Source organism: Pseudomonas sp. Wu6, from assembly GCF_019891515.1.
In the GTDB taxonomy this organism is placed as follows: Bacteria; Pseudomonadota; Gammaproteobacteria; order Pseudomonadales; family Pseudomonadaceae; genus Aquipseudomonas; species Aquipseudomonas orientalis_A.
This window is the reverse complement of sequence record NZ_JAFLXH010000031.1, coordinates 1-20,352: the sequence shown is the minus strand read 5'-3', so window position 1 is coordinate 20,352 and position 20,352 is coordinate 1. Positions and strand designations below refer to the sequence as shown.

Sequence of the window (20,352 nt, the reverse complement as noted above, 5' to 3'; positions counted from 1 at the left end):
GATCGCGTATGAACCTGATTGAAATCCGTGACCTGAGCGTGGCGTTCGGCGACCAGACCGTGGTGCGCAAGGTGAGCCTGGACGTACGCCCAGGCGAATGCCTGGCGTTGGTGGGCGAGTCGGGCTCGGGCAAATCCGTGACCGCCCATTCGATCCTGCAATTGCTGCCCGAAGCCGGCGCGCACAGTACAGGCTCGGTGAAGTACCGCGGCCAGGAGTTGATGGGCGCGTCACCTGCGGCCCTGCAAAAGCTGCGCGGCAACCGCATTGCCATGATCTTCCAGGAGCCGATGACCTCGCTGAACCCGCTGCACACGGTCGAAAAGCAGATCGGCGAGACCCTGCTGCTGCACAAGGGCCTGGGCGGCAAGGCGGCGCAGGCGCGCATCCTCGAGCTGCTCGAGCTGGTGGGCATCCAGAAACCCCGGGAGCGGCTGAAGGCCTATCCCCATCAACTCTCCGGTGGCCAGCGCCAGCGGGTGATGATCGCCATGGCCCTGGCCTGCGAGCCGGAACTGCTGATTGCCGACGAACCCACCACCGCGCTGGACGTGACCGTGCAGCGCAAGATCCTGCTGTTGCTCAAGTCCCTGCAGCAACGCCTGGGCATGTCACTGCTGCTGATCAGCCATGACCTCAACCTGGTGCGCAGCATTGCCCAGCGCGTGTGCGTGATGCGCGCCGGGGAGATCGTCGAGCAGGCCGATTGCCAGACGCTGTTCACGTCGCCTCAACATCCTTACAGCCGCCTGCTGCTGGACGCCGAACCTTCGGGCGATGCGCTGTGCGGTGAAGAGCGCGAGACGGTCTTGCAGGTCGATGACCTGACCGTGCAGTTTCGCCTCGGCGGCGGACTGTTTCGGCCCAAGACCTACCTGCGCGCGGTGGACGGCATCAGCCTGAGCGTGCAACGGGGCAAGACCCTGGGGATTGTCGGCGAGTCCGGCTCGGGCAAGTCCACCCTCGGCCAGGCGATTCTGCGCTTGCTGGACTCCAGCGGCAGCATCCGCTTCCAGGGCCAGGCCCTCGACCCGCTCAACCATCAGCAGATGCGGCCGTGGCGCAAGCAGATGCAGGTGGTGTTCCAGGACCCCTATGGCAGCCTCAGCCCGCGCATGTCGGTGCAGCAGATCATCAGCGAGGGCCTGGAAGTGCATGCTCCGTGCAGCCTCGACGCGCGCGAAGCGCAGGTGATTCAGGTGCTCAAGGATGTAGGCCTGGACCCCGCCAGCCGCCATCGCTACCCCCATGAGTTTTCCGGCGGCCAGCGGCAACGTATCGCCATTGCGCGTGCGCTGGTGCTCAGGCCGGCGCTGATGCTGCTGGATGAACCCACCTCGGCGCTGGACCGTACGGTGCAAAAACAAGTGGTGGCGCTGCTGCGCGAACTGCAGGAGAAATACGGCCTGACTTACCTGTTCATCAGCCATGACCTGGCGGTGGTGCGTGCGATGGCCCACGATATGATCGTGGTCAAGGACGGCAAGGTGGTGGAGCGCGGTGCCAGTCATGATGTATTTGAGTCGCCGCAACACCCATATACAAAAGAATTGCTGGCGGCCGCGCACATCCCGTTGTGAGATTGTTCCCACGCTCTGCGTGGTAACACAGCCAAGGACGCTCCGCGTCCCGCCAGGCACGCAAGTCCCCACGCCTTGTGCCAAGTGACGCGGAGCGTCACGGGAGGCATTCCCACGCAGAGCGTGGGAACGATCATTAACAGGATTTGTACCCATGAGTACCAGCCTCAAGGATTACCAACAGGTTCGTGGCCTGGCCATCCAGTCGCTGTTCGAGATCATCGAGCAGTCCAGCGAAGGCACGGTGATTGTCGATCGCGACGCGAATATCGTCTGGATGAACGAACGCTACGCCAGGCGTTTCGGCCTGCAGAGCGCCGAGCACGCCATCGGCCAACCCTGCGAGCAGGTGATCTCCAATAGCCTGCTGCGCCAGGTGGTGCGCAATGACCGGCCGATCCTGCTGGATATCCAGGACACGCCCAAGTGCCCGCTGGTGGTGATGCGCCTGCCGATCCACGACGAAGCCGGCGCGGTGATCGGTGCGATCGGGTTTGCGTTGTTCGATGAGCTGCGCAACCTGTCGCCGCTGATCGAGCGCTACCTGAGCCTGCAGCAGGAGCTGGCGTCCACCCGTTCGCTGTTGCGCTCGCGGCAAAGCAAATACAACTTCGCGCACTTTATCGGCACCAGCGCCGCCAGCCTTGACGTCAAGCGCCGCGCGCGGCGCAGTGCGAGCGCCGAGTCGCCGGTGCTGCTGCTGGGCGAAACCGGCACCGGCAAGGAACTGCTCGCCCAGGCCATCCATGGTGCGTCGCCTCGCGCCCATAAAGCGTTCGTCAGCATCAACAGCGCGGCGATTCCCCACGATCTGCTTGAGGCTGAATTTTTCGGCACCGCACCGGGCGCGTTCACCGGCGCCGACCGCAAGGGCCGGCCGGGCAAGTTCCAGATCGCCCAGGGTGGCACGCTGTTTCTGGATGAGATCGGCGATATGCCGATGCCCCTGCAAAGCAAGTTATTGCGGGTGCTGCAGGAGAAGGAATTCGAACCGGTGGGTTCCAACGAGATGTTGCACAGCGATGTGCGGGTGATTGCCGCCACCTCCATGGACCTGGAGGCGGCGATCAAGCGTGGCGAATTCCGCGCAGACCTGTATTACCGCCTCAATGTACTGCCGATCCAGGTGCCGCCGTTGCGTGAACGGCTGGAGGACATCCCCGCGCTGAGCGAGGCGATTCTGGAAGAACTGCGCAGCCGCCACGAGTTGAGCCCTGAAGCGTTGACACTGTTGGCCCGGCACGCCTGGCCGGGCAATATCCGCGAGCTGCGCAATGTGCTCGAGCGGGCGGCGTTGTTGAGTGATGACCTGGTGTTGAGTGCCGGGGAGATTCGTGCGGCGATCGGTACGTTCAGCCCGGTGGCACGCGGTGCGGTGGCCACGGTTGAGGGTGAGACGTTTGCGGCGGCGCGGGCGCGGTTCGATCGACAGTTGATCGGTGAGGCCTTGCAGGCGTGCGCGGGGAATGTGGTGGAGGCTGCCAAGCGGCTGGGGCTGGGGCGGTCGACGCTGTACAAGAAAATGATCGCCCTGGGCCTCACCCAGTCTCCATAAAGAGACACAATTCTCAATATCAAGAAAATCCAATGTGGGAGGGGGCTTGCCCCCGATAGCAGTGTGTCAGGTTAAGCATATACACCTGATATACCGCCATCGGGGGCAAGCCCCCTCCCACATTGGAGCAGTGTTTGTCTCACTATTGAGATACCCTAAAAAAAATCAACGCAAGATCCTATAAATAACCTTTTATTTCAACAACTTAAATACTTGGCACACATCTCGCTATACCTCCCCCAAAGCCCCACCCCACAACAATAACAATCCGATGGAGACACACCATGAGTGTGATCATTGCCCTGGCAGCCCTGGCGCTGCTGATGCTGGCTGCCTACCGTGGCTACAGCGTCATCCTGTTTGCCCCAATCGCCGCCCTCGGCGCGGTGCTGCTCACCGACCCGTCCGCTGTCGCCCCGGCCTTTACCGGGGTGTTCATGGAAAAGATGGTCGGCTTTATCAAGCTGTATTTCCCGGTGTTCCTGCTCGGCGCGGTATTCGGCAAGCTGATCGAGCTGTCGGGCTTTTCGCGCTCGATTGTCGCCGCCGCCATTCGTGTGCTCGGTACGCGCCAGGCGATGCTGGTGATCGTGCTGGTCTGCGCCCTGCTCACCTACGGCGGCGTGTCGCTGTTCGTGGTGGTGTTTGCGGTGTACCCGTTTGCGGCGGAGATGTTCCGCCAGAGCAATATCCCCAAGCGCCTGATCCCGGCCACCATCGCCCTCGGTGCGTTTTCGTTCACCATGGACGCCCTGCCCGGCACGCCGCAGATCCAGAACATCATCCCCAGCACCTTCTTCAACACCACCGCGTGGGCGGCGCCGTGGCTGGGGCTGATCGGCACGATCTTCGTGTTCTGCGCCGGCATGCTGTACCTGGCACGCCAGCGCAACAAGGCCCAGCACGCAGGTGAAGGCTATGGCACCGAGCTGCGCAACGAACCGGAAACCGCCGAAAACCTGACCCTGCCCAACCCCTGGGTCGCGCTGTCGCCGCTGATTCTGGTGGGGGTGATGAACCTGCTGTTCACCCACTGGATCCCGCAGTGGTACGGCAAGACCCACAGCCTCAGCCTGCCCGGCATGAGCACCCCGGTGACCACCGACATCGCCAAGCTCACGGCGATCTGGGCGGTGCAGGCGGCGTTGCTGGTGGGGATTATCGTGGTGCTGGTGTTCGGCTTCTCGGCGATCAAGAGCAAGCTGGCCGAAGGCAGTAAAAGTGCAGTCAGCGGCGCGCTGCTCGCCGCCATGAACACCGCCTCGGAATATGGCTTTGGTGCGGTAATTGCGTCGTTGCCGGGCTTTCTGGTGCTGGCGGACTGGCTCAAGGGCATCCCCAACCCGCTGGTCAACGAAGCCATTACCGTGACCCTGCTGGCGGGGATTACCGGCTCCGCGTCCGGCGGCATGAGCATCGCCCTGGCGGCCATGTCCGAGAGCTTTATTTCAGCGGCCCATGCGGCCAATATCCCCCTTGAAGTGCTGCACCGGGTCGCGGCCATGGCCAGCGGCGGCATGGACACCCTGCCCCACAACGGCGCGGTGATCACGCTGCTGGCGGTGACCGGGCTGACTCACCGCGAAGCCTACAAGGACATTTTCGGCATCACGATCATCAAGACCCTCGCGGTGTTCGTGGTGATCGGTACTTTCTACGCCACCGGCATTGTGTGAGGTTTTCATGACGACATTGAACGGCAAGACGGCCCTGGTCACCGGCTCCACCAGCGGCATCGGCCTGGGCATTGCCCTGAGCCTGGCCAAGGCCGGCGCCAACCTGATCCTCAACGGCTTCGGTGACGCCGGCGCGGTGATCGCCCAGGTGCAGGCGTTTGGCGGCAAGGTCGGGCATCACCCGGCGGATGTCAGCGACCCGGCGCAGATCGCCGAGATGTTAGCCTATGCCGAGCGGGAGTTCGGCGGCGTCGACATTCTGGTCAACAACGCCGGCATCCAGCACGTGGCAGCGGTGGAAGACTTTCCGGTGGAACGCTGGGACGCGATCATCGCCATCAACCTGTCATCGGTGTTCCACGCCACCCGCCTGAGCCTGCCGGGCATGAAGGCCAGGGGCTGGGGACGCATCGTCAATATTGCCTCGGTGCATGGCCAGGTGGGTTCGGTGGGCAAGGCGGCTTATGTGGCGGCCAAGCACGGGGTCATCGGCCTGACCAAAGTCGTCGGCCTGGAAACCGCCACCAGCAGCGTGACGTGCAATGCCATTTGCCCAGGCTGGGTGCTGACCCCGCTGGTGCAGAAGCAGATAGATGATCGCGTGGCCAGTGGGGTGCAGCCGCAGCAGGCGCAGCAGGATCTGCTGGCGGAGAAGCAGCCGTCGCTGGCGTTTGTGACGCCGTCGCAGTTGGGTGAGTTGGTGTTGTTTTTATGCAGTGAGGCCGGCGCCCAGGTGCGGGGTGCGGCGTGGAATATCGATGGCGGCTGGCTGGCCCAATAACCCCAGACAGTGGAGATTAATGTGGGAGGGGGCTTGCCCCCGATGGCAGTGGATCAGTATCACATGTGCCAGCTGAACCACCGCCATCGGGGGCAAGCCCCCTCCCACACTGGAACTCCATTGTTTGGAAGAACGTGCATAAGAACAAGAGATCTCGCTATGTCCGACATCCTCTGGCAACCCTCCCCCGAACGCATCGCCAACACACGGATGGACCAGTTCCAACGTTTCATCAATGCTCGCCACGACTTGCAGCTCAGCGACTACCCCGCCCTGCACCAATGGAGCATCGACCAGCGCGCGGACTTCTGGCAGGCCATCGTGGCGTTCTTTGACGTGCACTTTCGCAGCCCGCCCAGCGCCACGTTGATCGAAGGCACCGAAATGCCCAGCGCCCAATGGTTTCCCGGCGCGACGTTGAACTTTGCAGAGCACTTGCTGCGCCGTCGCGACGATCACCCTGCCGTGGTTGCCATCAGCGAAGACGGCCAGCGCGAACAACTGACCTACGCCGAGTTGGCCGCCCACGTGGCCGGCCTGCAAAACAGCCTGCGCGCGGCCGGGGTCGGCCTCGGTGACCGGGTGGCCGCGTGCATGCCCAACACCTGGCAAACCCTGGTCGGCATGCTCGCCACCACCAGCCTTGGGGCGATCTGGTCGTGCTCCTCGCCGGATTTCGGTACTCAGGGCGTGATCGACCGATTCGGCCAGATCGAACCCAAGGTGCTGATCACCTGCGCCGGTTATCGCTATGCCGGCAAGACCATCGACCAGAGCGCCAAGCTCAATGAAATCCTCGAACGACTGCCGTCCCTGGAACAACTGATCATCGTGCCCTACGCCCGCCCGCAGGCGCAGGTCGGCGACTACCTGACCCAGGCCCGGGTCAGGCTGTGGGACGACGTCTACCAGGCCGGCGGCGAGCCTGAGTTTGTCGCGGTGCCGTTCGATCATCCGCTGTATATCCTCTATTCCAGCGGCACCACCGGCGTGCCCAAGTGCATCATTCACGGCACTGGCGGCGTGTTGCTCACCCACCTCAAGGAACACGGCCTGCACGCCGACCTGTCCCGTGAGGACTGCCTGTTCTACTACACCACCTGCGGCTGGATGATGTGGAACTGGCTGGTGTCGGTGCTGGCGATTGGCGCCACGGCGGTGCTGTATGACGGCTCGCCGTTCCATCCCGGACCCGAGCGTTTGATCGACCTGATCGATGCGGAAAACATCAGTGTGTTCGGCACCAGCCCCAAGTTTCTCGTCACCCTGGAGAAAGCCGGGCTGCAGCCACGCCTGAGCCACCAGCTGAGCAGCCTCAAGGGCCTGATTTCCACCGGTTCGCCGTTGTCGCCCCAGAGTTACGACTATGTGTACCGCGAGATCAAGGGCGAGCTGTGCCTGTCGTCGATGTCCGGCGGCACCGATATCGTCTCCTGCTTCGTGATCGGCAACCCGGTGCTGCCGGTGCGCCGTGGCGAAATGCAGTGCAAGAGCCTGGGGATGGCCATTGAAGTGTGGGACGACCAGGGCCGGCCGCTGCTCGGCGAAAAAGGCGAACTGGTGTGTACCCGGCACTTTCCGGCCATGCCCATCGGGCTGTGGAACGATCCACAGCAGCACAAACTGCGCGCGTCGTATTTCAGCCAGTTCCCCGGCGTGTGGGCCCAGGGCGACTATGCCGAACAGCGCCCCAATGGCAGCCTGCTGATCCACGGTCGCTCCGACGCAGTGCTCAACCCTGGCGGCGTGCGCATCGGCACCGCCGAGATTTATCGCCAGGTGGAAAAAGTCCCCCAGGTGCTGGAAAGCCTCGCCATCGGCCAGCGCTGGCAGGACGATGTGCGCGTGGTGCTGTTTGTGCGCCTTGACCACGGTGTGCAACTGGATGAGGCGCTGGAGCAGCAGATTCGCCAGGTGATCCGTGCCAATACCACGCCGCGCCATGTGCCGGCGAAGATCCTCGCGGTCGCGGATATCCCGCGCACCATCAGCGGCAAGATCGTCGAATTGGCAGTGCGCAACGTCGTGCACGGTGAGCCGGTGAAAAACACCGATGCGCTGGCCAATCCCCAGGCGCTCGAGCAATTTCGCGACCGCCCCGAGCTGGCGGGATAGATGAAAGGTTTCAGCGCTGACGCGGCGTTTTTGAAAAAATCAGAAAATGCATGCTATTTTCCGAGGTAGCCACCCGTGGTTCTCTCTAGGGATAATAGGTGTTGTCTTTTTTTCAAAGCGTCAAGCGCAGGGCTTTTTCATGAATGGAACATCCACCGGTAGCGAGGCCGCTGCACTGATCGAGCGGCTGGACTGGGCGCAAAGCCCCCTCGGTGAGGCCAGTGGCTGGCCGCAAAGTCTGCGCACCGCCGTGGATATCGTGGTGCATTCGCCCATGCCGATGCTGCTGCTCTGGGGCGAGCAACTCATCCAGCTCTACAACGATGGCTTCGCCCTGCTGGCCGGCAACAAGCACCCCGACGCCCTCGGCCAGCCGGTACACACCACCTGGCCGGAACTGCAGGGCTTTGCCGCGCCGATCTACGACGCGGTGCTCGGTGGCCAGGTGCGGACCTTCAGCGAGCAATGTTTCGTGCTGCAGCGCAACCAGCGCGACACTGAAATCTGGCTCGACCTGACCTACAGCCCGGTGCGCGATGAAAGCGGCCGCGTGGCCGGCATCCTGGTCACCGCCATCGAAACCAACGAGCGGCGCAGCAAAACCCTCGAATTGCAGCAGCGTTCCGAAGACAGCCTCAAGGCCCAGCACAGCACCGAGCAGCGCCTGCAGCTGGCACTGGCGGCGACCGACGCGGTGGGCACCTGGGACTGGGACATCGGCGAAGACCGCTTTATCGCCGACGCGCATTTCGCTCACTTGCATGGCGTCGACCCGAATGACGCCGGCCTGTTGCCCATCAGCGCCTACCTGCTCGGCGTGCACCCCGAAGACCGTGGCACGGTCACGCGCAGCATCAAGCACTGCATCACCCACGGCACCGAATACGCCGAGGAATACCGCCTGCAGCAAGCCGACGGCCAGGTGCGCTGGGTGTTTGCCCGTGGCCGTTGCTACAAGGACCCGCACGGACGGCCGGCGCGGTTCCTTGGCGCCGCGCTCGACCTCACCGAGCGCAAGCACACCGAACAGGCGCTGCGTCAAAGCCAGACCGAGCTGCAACTGATCATCAACGCCATGCCGGTGTTGATCGGCTACGTCGACCACGAGCAGCGCTTTCGCCTGAACAACAGTGCCTACCTCGACTGGTACGGCCAAACGCCTCAAGAGCTGTACGGCAAGACCATCCGCGAAGTCATCGGCGACGACGTATACGCCGGACGCGCCGACAAGATCGCCGCCGCACTCAACGGCAAGGCGTGCAGTTTCATGACCGTCACGCCGCACCGCGACGGGCGCGCGCGCCATGCCTTGATGAAGTACCTGCCGCGCTTCAGCAACGACGGCTCGGTGAACGGTTTCTACATCTTTGTGATCGACGAGACCGAACGCAAGCTTACCGAAGAAGCCCTGCGCCATCTCAATGAGAACCTCGAAGAACGCGTGGCCCAGCGCACCCAGGCACTGGCCGAGGCCAACCAGCGCCTGCAGAATGAAATGTTCGAACGCGAACGGGCCGAAGACGCCTTGCGCCACGCGCAGAAAATGGAAGCGGTGGGCCAGCTCACGGGCGGTATCGCCCACGACTTCAACAATATGCTCACCGGTATCATCGGCAGCCTGGACCTGATGCAACGCTACATTGCCGACGGCCGCAGCGAGGACATCGGCCGCTTTGCCGATGCCGCCGTGACGTCCGCCCACCGCGCCGCCGCCCTTACCCACCGGCTGCTGGCGTTCTCACGGCGCCAATCGCTGGACCGACGCCCCACCGACCCCAACCAGCTGGTGGCGTCCCTGGAGGATCTCTTTCGCCGCACCAAGGGCGCGCATATCACCCTCACCGTGCAGCTTGGCAAAGACATCTGGCCGGTGAACACCGACGCCAGCCAACTGGAAAACGCCCTGCTCAACCTGGTGATCAACGCCCGCGATGCCATGCCCGACGGCGGCGAACTGCTGATCGAAACCGCCAACAGCTATCTGGACGGCACCGATATCACCACCCTGGAGCCGGTCAAGGCCGGCGACTACGTGATGCTCGGCGTGCGCGACAACGGCAGCGGCATGGCGCCGAAAATCCTCGCCAAGGCCTTCGATCCGTTCTTCACCACCAAACCCATCGGCCAAGGCACCGGCCTGGGCTTGTCGATGATCTACGGCTTCGCCCAACAGTCCGGGGGCCATGTGACTATCCAGAGCGAGCCCGGCCAGGGCACGTGCGTGCGCCTGTACCTGCCACGTCTGCATGGCACCGCGCTGGAAAGCAGCCTGCCGGCCAGCCTGGGCGAAGCCCCGGTGGCCCTGGCCGGAGAGGCCGTGGTGGTGGTCGAGGACGACCCGGCGGTGCGCATGCTGGTGGTCAACGTACTCGACGAACTGGGCTATACCGCTCATCAGGCGGCGGATGCCCGGGCCGCGCTGCCGCTGCTGGAGTCGGACCTGCGCGTGGATTTGCTGGTGACCGACGTCGGCCTGCCGGGCATGAACGGCCGGCAACTGGCAGAAATCGCCCGCCAGCATCGCCCGGGCCTGCGCGTGCTGTTTATGACCGGTTATGCGGAGAAAGCCGCTGAACGCCAGGGCTTCCTGGAGGACGGCATGGACATGGTCGCCAAGCCATTTTCCATCGACCTGCTGGCCACCAAAATCCGCAGCATGATCGGCGTCGAGGCCTGAGTTCAGGCATAATCGCGCGCCGTCGCACACCTGGTAGAGATCAATGAAAGCCCAAGCCCGCCATATCCTGGTGAAGACCAGCGAAGAAGCCGAACAGCTCAAGCAGCGCATTGCCAAGGGCGAAGCGTTTGACGTGCTCGCCAAGAAATACTCCACCTGCCCGTCGGGCAAGCGTGGCGGTGATCTGGGAGAGGTGCGGCCCGGGCAGATGGTAGGGGTGATCGATGCGGTGATCTTCAAGAAGCCGGTGAAGGTGGTGCATGGGCCGATCAAGAGCAAGTTTGGCTATCACCTGGTGCAGGTGTTTTACCGGGATTGAGGGGGTTGGCTTTACACCGCTATCGGGGGCAAGCCCCCTCCCACATTGGGCTGCATTCTTGCAGTTAAAACGCGGTTAACTGTGGGAGGGGGCTTGCCCCCGATCCGCCACAGGCGGCCATTCACCTCGGTATCAGCGCCCCCGACACCTGAATCACCCGACTCGCCAGCCGATGCCCCGCCAACGCCGCCGCTTGCGGCGACCCACCCTTGAGCCGCCCGGCCAGGTACGCCGCACTGAACGAATCCCCCGCCGCCGTGGTGTCCACCACCTTCTCCACCTTCAATGCCGGCACGGCAAAACGCTCCCCCGCGCAACGAATCAAACACGCATCCGCCCCGCGCTTGAGCACCACCTCGGCAATCGCTGGATAGGCTGCAAACACCTGCTCGCTGTCCTCATAGCCAAACAGCGCGCGCTCGTCATCCTCGGTCAACAAGGCGATATCCACTTCGGCCAACACCTTGCGATAAGCCTCACGCGCCGCGTCCACATCGGCCCATAGCCGTGGCCGGTAGTTGTTATCGAACACCACCTTCCCGCCCCGGCGGCGGGTTTGCACCAGGGTGTCCAGCAAGCGTGCGCGCCCAACCTCACCCAGCACCGCCAGGGTGATGCCGCTGAAATACACCAGGTCATACTCCGGCAACGCCGCCAGGATCGGCTCGGCCGCAGGCGTGGTGAAGCAATCGCGCACGGCCGCTTCGTTGCGCCAGTAGAGAAACTTGCGCTCGCCATTGGCGTCGGTCTGAATGCAATACAAGCCCGGCAGGCGTCCGGGCAGGCGCTGGACCATGCCCAGGCCGATGCCCTCGGCTTGCCACTGCGCACACATTGAGTCGCTGAAGCTGTCGTCGCCCAGGGCGGTGACGTAGTCGACGCTGCCGATATCGCCCAGTTCGCGGCGCAGGTACACGGCGGTGTTCAGGGTATCGCCGCCGAAGCTCTGGTGCAGGCTGCCATCGGCGCGGTGTTGCAGTTCGATCATGCATTCGCCGATGAGGGCGATGCGCGGTTGGGTGGTCATGGCTGATTTCTCGGTGGGGCTGATGGCCTCATCGGGGTCAAGCCCCCTCCCACATTTGGAATGCATTCCCCTGTGGGAGGGGGCTTGCCCCCGATAGGCGCGACTCGGTCTAGAAGCAGGTACGCAGGGTCTCGATCACCCGCAGTTGCTCATCCACCAGGCAACCCACCTGCCACTTGTCGAACGTCAGGCAGGGATGGGAAGTACCCAACGAAATGATGTCGCCAATGCGCAGTTCAACCCCCGGCGCCACGGTCATGAACGCATGCTGGTCCATCACGGCGGTCACCTGGCACGCGCTCACATCATCGCCCTCGGCCGGCACGATGCCGGCCTTGTAGCGCTTGAGCGGCACCGGCAGACCGGCGTCGTAGGCCACGTCGCGCTTGCCCAGGGCGATCACCGCAAAGCCGGGTTCGGGCAACGATTGCACATGGGCCCAGACTTCCAGCGCCGGGCGCAGGCCTTCGTCAAGGTCGCTGCGACGGTCCAGCACACAGCATTGCGCTTGCTTGTAGATGCCATGGTCGTGGGCCACGTAGCTGCCGGGACGCAACACACTGAGGAAGCGCCCGGCGGCATTCTGTTGCTCGAAGGATTCGGCGATCAGGTCATACCAGGCCGAACCCGATGCGGTGACGATAGGTTTGGGCAGGTCAAAAAAGCCGTTGTCTTGCAGGTCCACCGCCAGGCGCACCAGGCTGGCGGCGAAGTCACGGATGCCGCTGATGGCGTGCTCGCCGTGGATCACGCCTTCGTAGCCCTCGATACCGGTCAGGGCCAGCGCAGGTTGAGCCTTGATCGCCTTGGCCAATTCGCGTACTTCCTGCTCGCTGCGACAGCCACACCGGCCACCGACCACGCCGTACTCGATCATCACGTTCAGGCGCAGGCCACGGGCGGCGAAGAACAGGCCCAGGTCAGCGACATTGTCCGGGTGATCGACCATGCAATGAAAGTCGAAATCCTGATCGGCCAGCAGGTCGGCAATCAACCCCATGTTCGGCGCGCCCACCAACTGGTTGGCCATCAGCACACGGCGCACGCCACCGGCATAGGCGGCGCGGGTCTGCACGGCGTTGGCCAGGGTAATGCCCCAGGCTCCGGCAGTGATCTGACGCTGGAACAAGGCGGGCATCATGCTGGTCTTGCCGTGGGGCGCCAACTGCGCGCCGCTGTTGCTGACAAAGTCCTGCATCCAGCGGATGTTGTGTTCCAGGGCTTCGCGGTGCAGCACCAGGGCCGGCAGGCTAACGTCGCGGACCAGATGGGCGCCAATGGCGGCGGCGCCTTTTTCAACGGCATTGAAGGCAGACATGGGAAATTCCTATTCGGTGATGCGCCGGGCCAGGCTGTTGGCGCTGTCGATCAGCACCCGGCGATAGTCGTGGTAGTTTTTGCTCGCATCGGCCCGAGGGGCAACGATGCACAGCGTCGCGATGCTGATGCCCTGGGCGTCGCGCACCGGGGCGGCAAAGCAGTGGGTAAAGGTGTCGGCCACACTGTCGAAGGAGAAGAACCCGTCGAGGGTGGCCTGGCGGATCTGTGCCAGGAAGGTCTCCAGGGGCAGGCGCAGGCCATCCGGCAGGATGAAATCGTCGGGGTCGATCAGGTCGATGATCTGCCGGTCGCTCAAATGCCCCAGCAACAGGCGTCCGGAAGCGGTCCAGGGGATAGGCGCGTTTTCACCGATATCCGACGAAATACGGAAATGCCGCTGGCCTTCGCGCATCAGCGCCACGGTGTACTTGCGCCCGTTGAGCAGGCACATCTGCGCGGTTTCGTGGGTCTGGCTGACGATTTCCTGCAAGGCGTGGTCGGCCTCGCGGGTCAGGTCGAAGTGACGCAGGTGCGCCTGGCCGAGGAAATACAGCTGGCGCCCGAGGTAGACGTGACCGTCCTTGCCCACGGTTTCCAGGATGCGCCGTTCGAGCAGCGAGGCGACCAGTTCATAGACCGTGGACTTGGGGCTGCCGATGCCACTGGCGATATCATTCGGGCGCAGCGGCTGGCCGACCTCCTTGAGAAAATCGAGGATATCGAACGCACGGTCCAGGCCCTTGGCGCGGCGTTTGATGGTGTCTTCGGTCATGGCGGTTCCGATCCGGTCTTGGGTGTGTGCTACACAGTGATCCCCTGTGGGAGGGGCTTGCCCCCGATTGCAGTGTGTCAGTCCATACATCTGTTACTGATACACCGCTATCGGGGGCAAGCCCCCTCCCACATTGGAGTTGCTGTGGTCTTGAGAATGGGGCCAATTTAGCCCTTTTTCTTGTAGGCCACGCAATCGATCTCCACCTTGCAATCGACCATCATGTTCGCCTGCACGCAGGCTCGCGCGGGGGCGTGTTCCGGGGTGAAGTATTCACCGAACACCTTGTTGAAACTCCAGAAGTCCCGTGGGTCTTCCAGCCACACGCCGACACGCACCACGTCTTTCAATTCGTAGCCGGCCTCTTCAAGGATCGCCACCACGTTGCGCATGGTTTGGCGGGTTTGCTCGATGATCCCGCCAGTGATGATTTCGCCGTCCACCGCAGGCACCTGGCCTGAGACGTACAACCAGCCGTCCGCTTCCACTGCGCGGGCGAAGGGACGTGGCTGGCCGCCGCCGGCAGTACTGCCGGCACCGTAACGAGTAATGCTCATAAAATAGCTCCTTGATTAAAAACGAATGTTCTTGAGAAATTCCGCCAGTCGCGGCGACTGCGGGCGTTCGAAAATATCCTTGGCGCTGCCCTGCTCTTCAATGCGCCCCTGGTTCATGAAAACGATTTTGTCGGACACTTCATAGGCAAAGCGCATTTCGTGGGTGACCAGCAACATGGTCATGCCCTCCTCCGCCAGTCCCTTGATCACGCTGAGCACTTCGCCTACCAGTTCCGGGTCGAGGGCCGAGGTCACTTCGTCGAAGAGCATCAGGCTGGGGTTCATGGCAATCGCCCGCGCAATCGCCACGCGCTGTTGCTGGCCGCCGGACAACTGACCGGGAAAGTGATTGCGACGCTCCAGAAGTCCCACGCGGTCGAGCCATTTTTCCGCGAGCGACACCGCCTCGTCCTTAGGCATTTTCTTAACTTTCAACAAGCCCAAAGTCACGTTCTGCAAGGCGGTCAAATGCGGGAACAGGTTGAACTGCTGGAACGCCATGCCGGTCATGGCGCGGTGCTGGGCGATCACGCGCTCGGGATGGCGCACGCGCTTGCCGGCCACGTCGCTGTAACCAATGGACTCGCCGTCCAGGGTTATCTGCCCGCCCTGGAATTCTTCCAGCAGGTTGACGCAACGCAACAGGGTGGTCTTGCCCGAGCCGCTGGAGCCGATCAGGGTCACCACGTTGCCGCGCTGCAGGCTCAGGTCGACGCCCTTGAGCACTTCCACTGCCCCGTATTGCTTGCGCAGGCCACGAATATTCAGCAGCGGTTCGGTTGTTTGAAGTTGATTCATGGCAAGGCCACCCGCTTTTCTATGTAGCGCCCGAATAATTCAATGGCGTAGTTGATGACAAAGAACATGAAGCCTGCGAACAGGTAGAACTCCAGGGTCATGAAGGTGCGTGCGATGACTTGCTGGGTGCTCAGCAGCAACTCGGCCACGCCGATGACCGAGAGCAGGGTCGAGGCCTTGACGATTTCCGTGGAGGAATTGACCCAGGTCGGCAGGATCTGCCGCAGCGCCTGGGGCAACAGCACGTAGCCCAGGGACTGGTAGAACGTCAGGCCAATCGCCTTGCCCGCTTCCAGTTGCCCACGGGGAATGGCCTGCAGCGCACCGCGCACGATTTCCGCGACGTGGGAGCCACAGAACAGCGTGAGCCCGACGGCGCCGGCCTGGAACGCGCTGATCTGCCAACCGAGCGCCGGCAGCATGTAGAAACACGCCAACACCAGCACAAACACCGGCGTGCCGCGAATCAGGTCGACATACAGACGGAACGGCGCACGCATCCAGAACTTGCCGTAAGTGAGCACCATCCCGGCGCAGATACCGATCAGGGTGCCGAAGAGAATTGCCAGCGCCGAGCAATAGATACTGGTCTGAAATCCCGCCCACAGCGTCTCCCGGGCAATCCACAATTCATGCAGCCAACTGGGGGATTCGTACATGGAAACCCTCCTTAACGACGAATCGCCAGACGCTGTTCCAGGTAACGGAGCAGCATGGCAATGAGGTAACAGGCAGCCACGTAGAGCGCGGTCGTGACCAGCCAGGTTTCAATCACCCGGTAGCTTTCGACGTTGATCTTGCGGGCGTAATAGGTCAGCTCCGGCACCGCAATCGCAGCGGCCAGGGACGTGTCCTTGAACAGCGAGATAAAGTTGTTAGACAGCGCCGGCAGCACGTTGCGCAGCATCACCGGCACGGTGATATAGGCGCGGATACGCCACTCACCCAGGCCAATCGCCAAGCCGGCTTCGCGCAGGCCCTTGGGAATGTTCAACAGCCCGGCGCGGAATACCTCGGTCAAATAGGCCCCGGCATACAGCGACAGGGTAATGATGAACGAAGGAATTTTATCCAGGCGAATCCCCAGCGACGGCAAGGCGAAGTAGATCAACAGGATCAACACCAGGATCGGCGTGTTGCGCACCACCGTCACGTACACCGAAGCGAAAATGCGCAACGCGCGGTGCCTGGACAGCATGGCAAACGCCATCAGCAGGCCGATCACGCAGCCGATGGCGATCGACAGCAGGGCCAATTGCAGACCCAGGCCGAGGCCCGCCAGCAAGGTGTCGAAATCACGCCATACGGCGGCAAAGTTCAACTGATAGTTCATGGTCGGCACTACCTGAATGGGGCGCCATCACGCGCGCCCCGATTGTTGCGGATCACTTGAATTCCACGGGAAAACCAATCGCCGGCTCCGGCAGGTCAACGCCGAACCATTGCTTGAACGAGGCCTTGTAGGTTGGGAATTCGACGCCGGTCATGGCTTCATGCAGCGCGGTATTGACGAAGTTCAGCCAGTCCTGGTCGCCACGCTTGACCGCACACGCGTAGGTCTGCGGGCTCCAGGCGTAGGACGGGCTGCGATAGCGGCCAGGGTTTTGCACCATCAGGTATTTGACCGAGGACTGATCGGTGGCGGCGGCATCGGCACGACCGGAGTTCACGGCCTGGTACATCAGGTCGACGCTGTCGTACTGGTCGACCTTGGCCTTGGGCAGCGCCTGGTGCACCAATTCCTCGGCATACACGTTCTGCAGCACGGCCACGGTGACGCCATCGCCCGCCGCCTGCAGGTCCTCGATTTCCTTGTACTTGCTGGTGTTCGGCAGCAGCAGGCCGACGCCTTCGCGGTAGTACGGCAGGGTGAAGGCCACCTGCTGCGCACGGCTGGCGGTGACGGTAATGAACTGGCAACTCATGTCGACCTTGTCGGTCAGCAGGTTGGGAATCCGCGCGTCGGACGACTGCACCACGAACTCGACCTTGCTCGGGTCATTGAACAGGCCCTTGGCGACGATGCGGCCAATGTCGATATCGAACCCCTGCAACTTGCCATCCGCTCCCTGGAAGTGCCACGGCGCATTGGTACTGCCTGTACCCACGATCAGGTGCCCACGCTTGAGCACATTGTCGAGTTTGCTGTCCGCCGCCTGCGCGAGGCTGGCGACGCACGCCGAGGCGGCGAAGAGAAAAACACACGCTTTGAACACGGAAGGTCGGTGATGCATGACAAGCACTCCAGGAGATGTGTATTCCGCTATACCGGAACTTGGTATGTAACAACGGAATAGACAGCAGAAAGTGTGCCATATGCTTTCAGGGAAAAATACGCGCGAGAGAAATTGTTTATGGATCAGCAGGATAGAGATTGAAGAACGCAGCGGCGTTGCGCCATCACCCCATCAGGCTGCTACCGGTTGCCCCACAACGGTGTTACTGCGCACCAACTGTGCACCGTTGGGCTAACCTGTAGAGCGAGCAAGCCCCTACATGGAGGAACCCCCGGATGAAATTGAGCCTTGGCCTGTTAATGCTGTGCTATCTGGTGGCCGGCAACGCGCTGGCGAGCAACGACCGCCGCGACTGCAAGGAACAACTGCGCAAACTCAAGGAAGCCTTCGACACCAACTACACCAGCCAGAATCACCATGCCTACCGCGAGGCCAAGGCATCCCGTGACAATGAGGAATACCGAAAATGCGCCAGCCAGGCGCGCAAGGCTCGGGAACGGCTGGAGCGTCAGCCCGACCTGTGAAGGTTGACAGTAGACGGGGCTGAATCAACGGCCTAGCGTTGGCAACAACCAACGCCGTCGACAGGAGATCACCATGGGCGCAGCCACGCGAACGATATCCAGTGCCAAGGACTTCCAGCGCGTACTGAATACACCGCGCCCCGTGTTTATTCTGTTCGTCTCGGAGCACTGCCCGGCCTGCGCCAGTGCAGCCCCGTTGTTCGAAAGAGTCGCCGGGCGCCACCCGTGGATAGTCAGCATGGTGCTCGATTGCGCCCATACCCCTAGGCATCCCGACGTCACGGGCACTCCCACGCTGTTGATCTACGAACATGGCGCCAGGGTGGAGCTGCACAAGGGTTTCGGCCCCGTGGAGCAGCAACAGCAGTATGTGGACAGCCTGTTCAGTCGCTTTGATCGGAGCAAGGCTGCAAGACCACCTGCGTCACCCGGCGCTCTTCAACCGCGGCCACCGTCAATCGCCAGCCCTGATGTTCCAGACTATCGCCTACCACCGGCAGACGATCGAGCAGGCTCATCAGCAGGCCAGCCAGTGTCTGATAATCCTCGGTAGCCACGGCCTTGAAGCCGGTGCGCTGACCGACCTGGCTCAGGTTCAAGGCGCCACTGGCACGAAAACCGTCGCCTTCCTCGACGATATCCGGACCCTCGATTTCACTGGCGTCCGGCAATTCACCGGCGATGGACTCCAGGATGTCGGTCATGCTCAACACCCCCATAAAATCGCCGAATTCGTTGATCACAAAGGCGATGTGCGTGGATTCCTGACGCATCTGTTCCAAGGCGTTGAGGATCGAAAAGCTCTCCAGCAGGTTGATCGCACGGCGCACCAGATGGGCAAGATTCGGCTCGTTGCCGGCCAGGTATTCCTTGAGCAATTCCTTTTTGTGCACGAAACCCAAGGGCTCATCCACCGCGCCGTTACGGATCAACGGCAGCCGCGAGTAGGACGAGTGCATCAGTTTCAGGCGGATGCTCTCAGGATCGTCCGCCAGATCGATACAGTCGACCTTGGCCCGTGGCGTCATCAATGTGCGGATCGGGCGTTCAGCCAGTTGCAGCACGCCGCTGATCATCACGCGCTCACGTCGATCGAACAACGGACCTTGCGCAGCATCCGACGCGTCCAGCAGGTCGGCCACCTCTTCACCGACCTCCTCCACCGCCAGGCCGCGACCGCCGAGCAGGCGCATCACCGCGTGGGCGGTGCGCTCACGCACCGGCAATACGCCTTGCGCCGACTTCTTGCGCCGCGAACGCGCGATCTGGTTGAACACTTCAATCAGAATCGAGAAGCCGATCGCCGCATAGAGGTAGCCTTTGGGGATATGGAAGCCCAGGCCTTCGGCAGTCAGCGCGAAGCCGATCATCATCAAAAAGCCCAGGCACAGCATGATCACCGTCGGGTGGGCGTTGACGAAGCGGGTCAGCGGCTTGCTCGCCACGATCATCAGGCCGATGGACACGATCACCGCGATCATCATCACCGCCAGCTCATCGACCATGCCCACGGCGGTAATTACCGCATCCAGGGAGAACACCGCGTCGAGCACCACGATCTGCGCCACGATCGGCCAGAACATCGCATAGGCCACGTTGCCCTTGTGCTGGGCCACATGCCCTTCCAGGCGTTCATGCAACTCCATGGTGGCCTTGAACAACAGGAATACACCGCCAAACAGCATGATCAGGTCACGCCCGGAGAAACTCTTGTCGAACACCTCGAACAGCGGCTGGGTCAGCGTCACCAGCCAGGAAATACTTGCCAGCAGGCCCAGGCGCATCAGCAAAGCCAGGGACAAACCGATCAGCCGCGCACGGTCGCGCTGTTCAGGCGGCAATTTGTCCGCGAGGATCGCGATAAACACCAGGTTGTCGATGCCCAGTACCAGTTCCAGCACAATCAAGGTCGCAAGGCCGAGCCAGGCCGTTGGATCCGCTAACCATTCCATCTATGGGTTCTCTGTATTCAAGTGGTTCAGAATGCCGGACACGGCAAAACGCGGTCACTGGACCGGGACAAGGTTAGTCGACGAAATACGGGGTGTACGAGCGGGAACAGAGACAGCGGGTGTCTTGGGGAAAGACGACTGGGGGGCTCCGAGAGGGTGTTCATGCAAGTCCTGAAATAACGAAAGGACTTGAATCCTACAACCCAAATACAAATTTCCTACAATGCAAAACTATTACAAAACCTGTCCTCCTGACTTATATAAAACCAATGTGGGAGGGGGCTTGCCCCCGATGGCGGCCTCTGGGCCGACCAGGGTGTTGGATTGGAACGAGTACATATCCATTATTTAGGTAACGGCTGCTTAGGGTTCCGCCCTGACGGCGGCTCACTTTTGAAAAGCGCAAAAGTAAGCAAAACGCTCTTGCCCCACCACTCGGCACCTCGCCTGGGCTCGGTGTGC

The 20,352-nt window shown here is 62.2% G+C and carries 17 protein-coding genes and 1 pseudogene; 9 read left to right on the top strand and 9 right to left on the bottom strand.

The window, feature by feature from the left end:
* The first annotated feature begins 8 nt into the window (after window positions 1-8).
* The 7 genes from J1G34_RS19990 (at window position 9) to J1G34_RS19960 (ending at window position 10,703) form a co-directional block, all read left to right on the top strand.
* Window positions 9-1,580 carry an ABC transporter ATP-binding protein gene (locus J1G34_RS19990; RefSeq protein ID WP_065936601.1) on the top strand — a complete coding sequence of 524 codons (1,572 nt, stop codon included), beginning with the start codon at window positions 9-11 and terminating at the stop codon, window positions 1,578-1,580.
* A 154-nt stretch (window positions 1,581-1,734) separates the two neighbouring features.
* Window positions 1,735-3,135, top strand: a complete 1,401-nt coding sequence (locus tag J1G34_RS19985; protein ID WP_222994532.1) for a sigma-54 interaction domain-containing protein — start codon at window positions 1,735-1,737, stop codon at window positions 3,133-3,135.
* Between the two features lie 284 nt (window positions 3,136-3,419).
* Window positions 3,420-4,811, top strand: coding sequence for a GntP family permease (locus J1G34_RS19980; protein WP_065893090.1), 1,392 nt, complete (start codon window positions 3,420-3,422; stop codon window positions 4,809-4,811).
* A 7-nt stretch (window positions 4,812-4,818) separates the two neighbouring features.
* Window positions 4,819-5,592, top strand: a complete 774-nt coding sequence (locus tag J1G34_RS19975) for a 3-hydroxybutyrate dehydrogenase (RefSeq protein ID WP_222994531.1) — start codon at window positions 4,819-4,821, stop codon at window positions 5,590-5,592.
* 159 nt (window positions 5,593-5,751) lie between these two features.
* Window positions 5,752-7,707 (top strand): acetoacetate--CoA ligase, encoded by a 1,956-nt coding sequence (locus J1G34_RS19970; protein ID WP_222994530.1) that lies wholly within the window; start codon window positions 5,752-5,754, stop codon window positions 7,705-7,707.
* A gap of 139 nt (window positions 7,708-7,846) precedes the next feature.
* Window positions 7,847-10,384, top strand: coding sequence for a PAS domain-containing protein (locus tag J1G34_RS19965; RefSeq protein WP_065893093.1), 2,538 nt, complete (start codon window positions 7,847-7,849; stop codon window positions 10,382-10,384).
* A gap of 43 nt (window positions 10,385-10,427) precedes the next feature.
* Window positions 10,428-10,703 carry a peptidylprolyl isomerase gene (locus J1G34_RS19960; RefSeq protein WP_010564624.1) on the top strand — a complete coding sequence of 92 codons (276 nt, stop codon included), beginning with the start codon at window positions 10,428-10,430 and terminating at the stop codon, window positions 10,701-10,703.
* Window positions 10,704-10,824: 121 nt separating this feature from the next.
* Here J1G34_RS19960 and J1G34_RS19955 read toward each other — a convergent pair whose 3' ends face one another.
* The 8 genes from J1G34_RS19955 to J1G34_RS19920 all read right to left on the bottom strand — a co-directional run bounded on the left by J1G34_RS19955 (window position 10,825) and on the right by J1G34_RS19920 (window position 17,411).
* Window positions 10,825-11,730: a sugar kinase gene (locus J1G34_RS19955; protein ID WP_065893094.1), complete on the bottom strand. Its 906-nt coding sequence runs from the start codon at window positions 11,728-11,730 to the stop codon at window positions 10,825-10,827.
* Between the two features lie 109 nt (window positions 11,731-11,839).
* Entirely contained in the window at window positions 11,840-13,048 is a 1,209-nt protein-coding gene (locus J1G34_RS19950; protein WP_222994529.1) for an amino acid deaminase, read from the bottom strand.
* 9 nt (window positions 13,049-13,057) lie between these two features.
* Entirely contained in the window at window positions 13,058-13,822 is a 765-nt protein-coding gene (locus J1G34_RS19945) for an IclR family transcriptional regulator (protein ID WP_065887465.1), read from the bottom strand.
* A gap of 167 nt (window positions 13,823-13,989) precedes the next feature.
* On the bottom strand, window positions 13,990-14,379 hold the full coding sequence (locus J1G34_RS19940) for a RidA family protein (RefSeq protein WP_010210958.1): 390 nt from the start codon (window positions 14,377-14,379) through the stop codon (window positions 13,990-13,992).
* Between the two features lie 15 nt (window positions 14,380-14,394).
* The gene (locus J1G34_RS19935; protein WP_065893096.1) at window positions 14,395-15,177 is read right to left on the bottom strand and encodes an amino acid ABC transporter ATP-binding protein; all 783 of its coding nucleotides are present in this window, start codon (window positions 15,175-15,177) and stop codon (window positions 14,395-14,397) included.
* Entirely contained in the window at window positions 15,174-15,836 is a 663-nt protein-coding gene (locus J1G34_RS19930) for an amino acid ABC transporter permease (protein ID WP_065893097.1), read from the bottom strand. The genes J1G34_RS19935 and J1G34_RS19930 overlap by 4 nt, the downstream gene beginning before the upstream one ends.
* Before the next feature lie 11 nt (window positions 15,837-15,847).
* Complete coding sequence (locus tag J1G34_RS19925) at window positions 15,848-16,510, bottom strand: amino acid ABC transporter permease (protein WP_017737242.1); 663 nt, start codon at window positions 16,508-16,510, stop codon at window positions 15,848-15,850.
* A gap of 52 nt (window positions 16,511-16,562) precedes the next feature.
* Window positions 16,563-17,411 (bottom strand): transporter substrate-binding domain-containing protein, encoded by an 849-nt coding sequence (locus J1G34_RS19920; RefSeq protein WP_130138363.1) that lies wholly within the window; start codon window positions 17,409-17,411, stop codon window positions 16,563-16,565.
* A 278-nt stretch (window positions 17,412-17,689) separates the two neighbouring features.
* Here J1G34_RS19920 and J1G34_RS19915 point away from each other — a divergent pair, with 278 nt between their 5' ends.
* Together J1G34_RS19915 and J1G34_RS19910 are read left to right on the top strand one after the other, a co-directional pair.
* Window positions 17,690-17,938, top strand: a complete 249-nt coding sequence (locus tag J1G34_RS19915) for a hypothetical protein (RefSeq protein WP_065893099.1) — start codon at window positions 17,690-17,692, stop codon at window positions 17,936-17,938.
* 73 nt (window positions 17,939-18,011) lie between these two features.
* A pseudogene (locus tag J1G34_RS19910) lies at window positions 18,012-18,293 on the top strand (thioredoxin family protein); the annotation flags it as partial.
* 28 nt (window positions 18,294-18,321) lie between these two features.
* Here J1G34_RS19910 and J1G34_RS19905 read toward each other — a convergent pair.
* Window positions 18,322-19,890, bottom strand: coding sequence for a TerC family protein (locus J1G34_RS19905; RefSeq protein WP_222994528.1), 1,569 nt, complete (start codon window positions 19,888-19,890; stop codon window positions 18,322-18,324).
* Window positions 19,891-20,352 lie beyond the last annotated feature (462 nt).

What these genes read in the sequence shown, in the direction of transcription:
- J1G34_RS19990 (WP_065936601.1), top strand. Translation starts at nt 9, where the DNA reads ATGAACCTGATTGAAATCCGTGACCTGAGCGTGGCGTTCGGCGACCAG.
- J1G34_RS19985 (WP_222994532.1), top strand. Translation starts at nt 1,735, where the DNA reads ATGAGTACCAGCCTCAAGGATTACCAACAGGTTCGTGGCCTGGCCATC.
- J1G34_RS19980 (WP_065893090.1), top strand. Translation starts at nt 3,420, where the DNA reads ATGAGTGTGATCATTGCCCTGGCAGCCCTGGCGCTGCTGATGCTGGCT.
- J1G34_RS19975 (WP_222994531.1), top strand. Translation starts at nt 4,819, where the DNA reads ATGACGACATTGAACGGCAAGACGGCCCTGGTCACCGGCTCCACCAGC.
- J1G34_RS19970 (WP_222994530.1), top strand. Translation starts at nt 5,752, where the DNA reads ATGTCCGACATCCTCTGGCAACCCTCCCCCGAACGCATCGCCAACACA.
- J1G34_RS19965 (WP_065893093.1), top strand. Translation starts at nt 7,847, where the DNA reads ATGAATGGAACATCCACCGGTAGCGAGGCCGCTGCACTGATCGAGCGG.
- J1G34_RS19960 (WP_010564624.1), top strand. Translation starts at nt 10,428, where the DNA reads ATGAAAGCCCAAGCCCGCCATATCCTGGTGAAGACCAGCGAAGAAGCC.
- J1G34_RS19955 (WP_065893094.1), bottom strand. Translation starts at nt 11,730, where the DNA reads ATGACCACCCAACCGCGCATCGCCCTCATCGGCGAATGCATGATCGAA.
- J1G34_RS19950 (WP_222994529.1), bottom strand. Translation starts at nt 13,048, where the DNA reads ATGTCTGCCTTCAATGCCGTTGAAAAAGGCGCCGCCGCCATTGGCGCC.
- J1G34_RS19945 (WP_065887465.1), bottom strand. Translation starts at nt 13,822, where the DNA reads ATGACCGAAGACACCATCAAACGCCGCGCCAAGGGCCTGGACCGTGCG.
- J1G34_RS19940 (WP_010210958.1), bottom strand. Translation starts at nt 14,379, where the DNA reads ATGAGCATTACTCGTTACGGTGCCGGCAGTACTGCCGGCGGCGGCCAG.
- J1G34_RS19935 (WP_065893096.1), bottom strand. Translation starts at nt 15,177, where the DNA reads ATGAATCAACTTCAAACAACCGAACCGCTGCTGAATATTCGTGGCCTG.
- J1G34_RS19930 (WP_065893097.1), bottom strand. Translation starts at nt 15,836, where the DNA reads ATGTACGAATCCCCCAGTTGGCTGCATGAATTGTGGATTGCCCGGGAG.
- J1G34_RS19925 (WP_017737242.1), bottom strand. Translation starts at nt 16,510, where the DNA reads ATGAACTATCAGTTGAACTTTGCCGCCGTATGGCGTGATTTCGACACC.
- J1G34_RS19920 (WP_130138363.1), bottom strand. Translation starts at nt 17,411, where the DNA reads ATGCATCACCGACCTTCCGTGTTCAAAGCGTGTGTTTTTCTCTTCGCC.
- J1G34_RS19915 (WP_065893099.1), top strand. Translation starts at nt 17,690, where the DNA reads ATGAAATTGAGCCTTGGCCTGTTAATGCTGTGCTATCTGGTGGCCGGC.
- J1G34_RS19905 (WP_222994528.1), bottom strand. Translation starts at nt 19,890, where the DNA reads ATGGAATGGTTAGCGGATCCAACGGCCTGGCTCGGCCTTGCGACCTTG.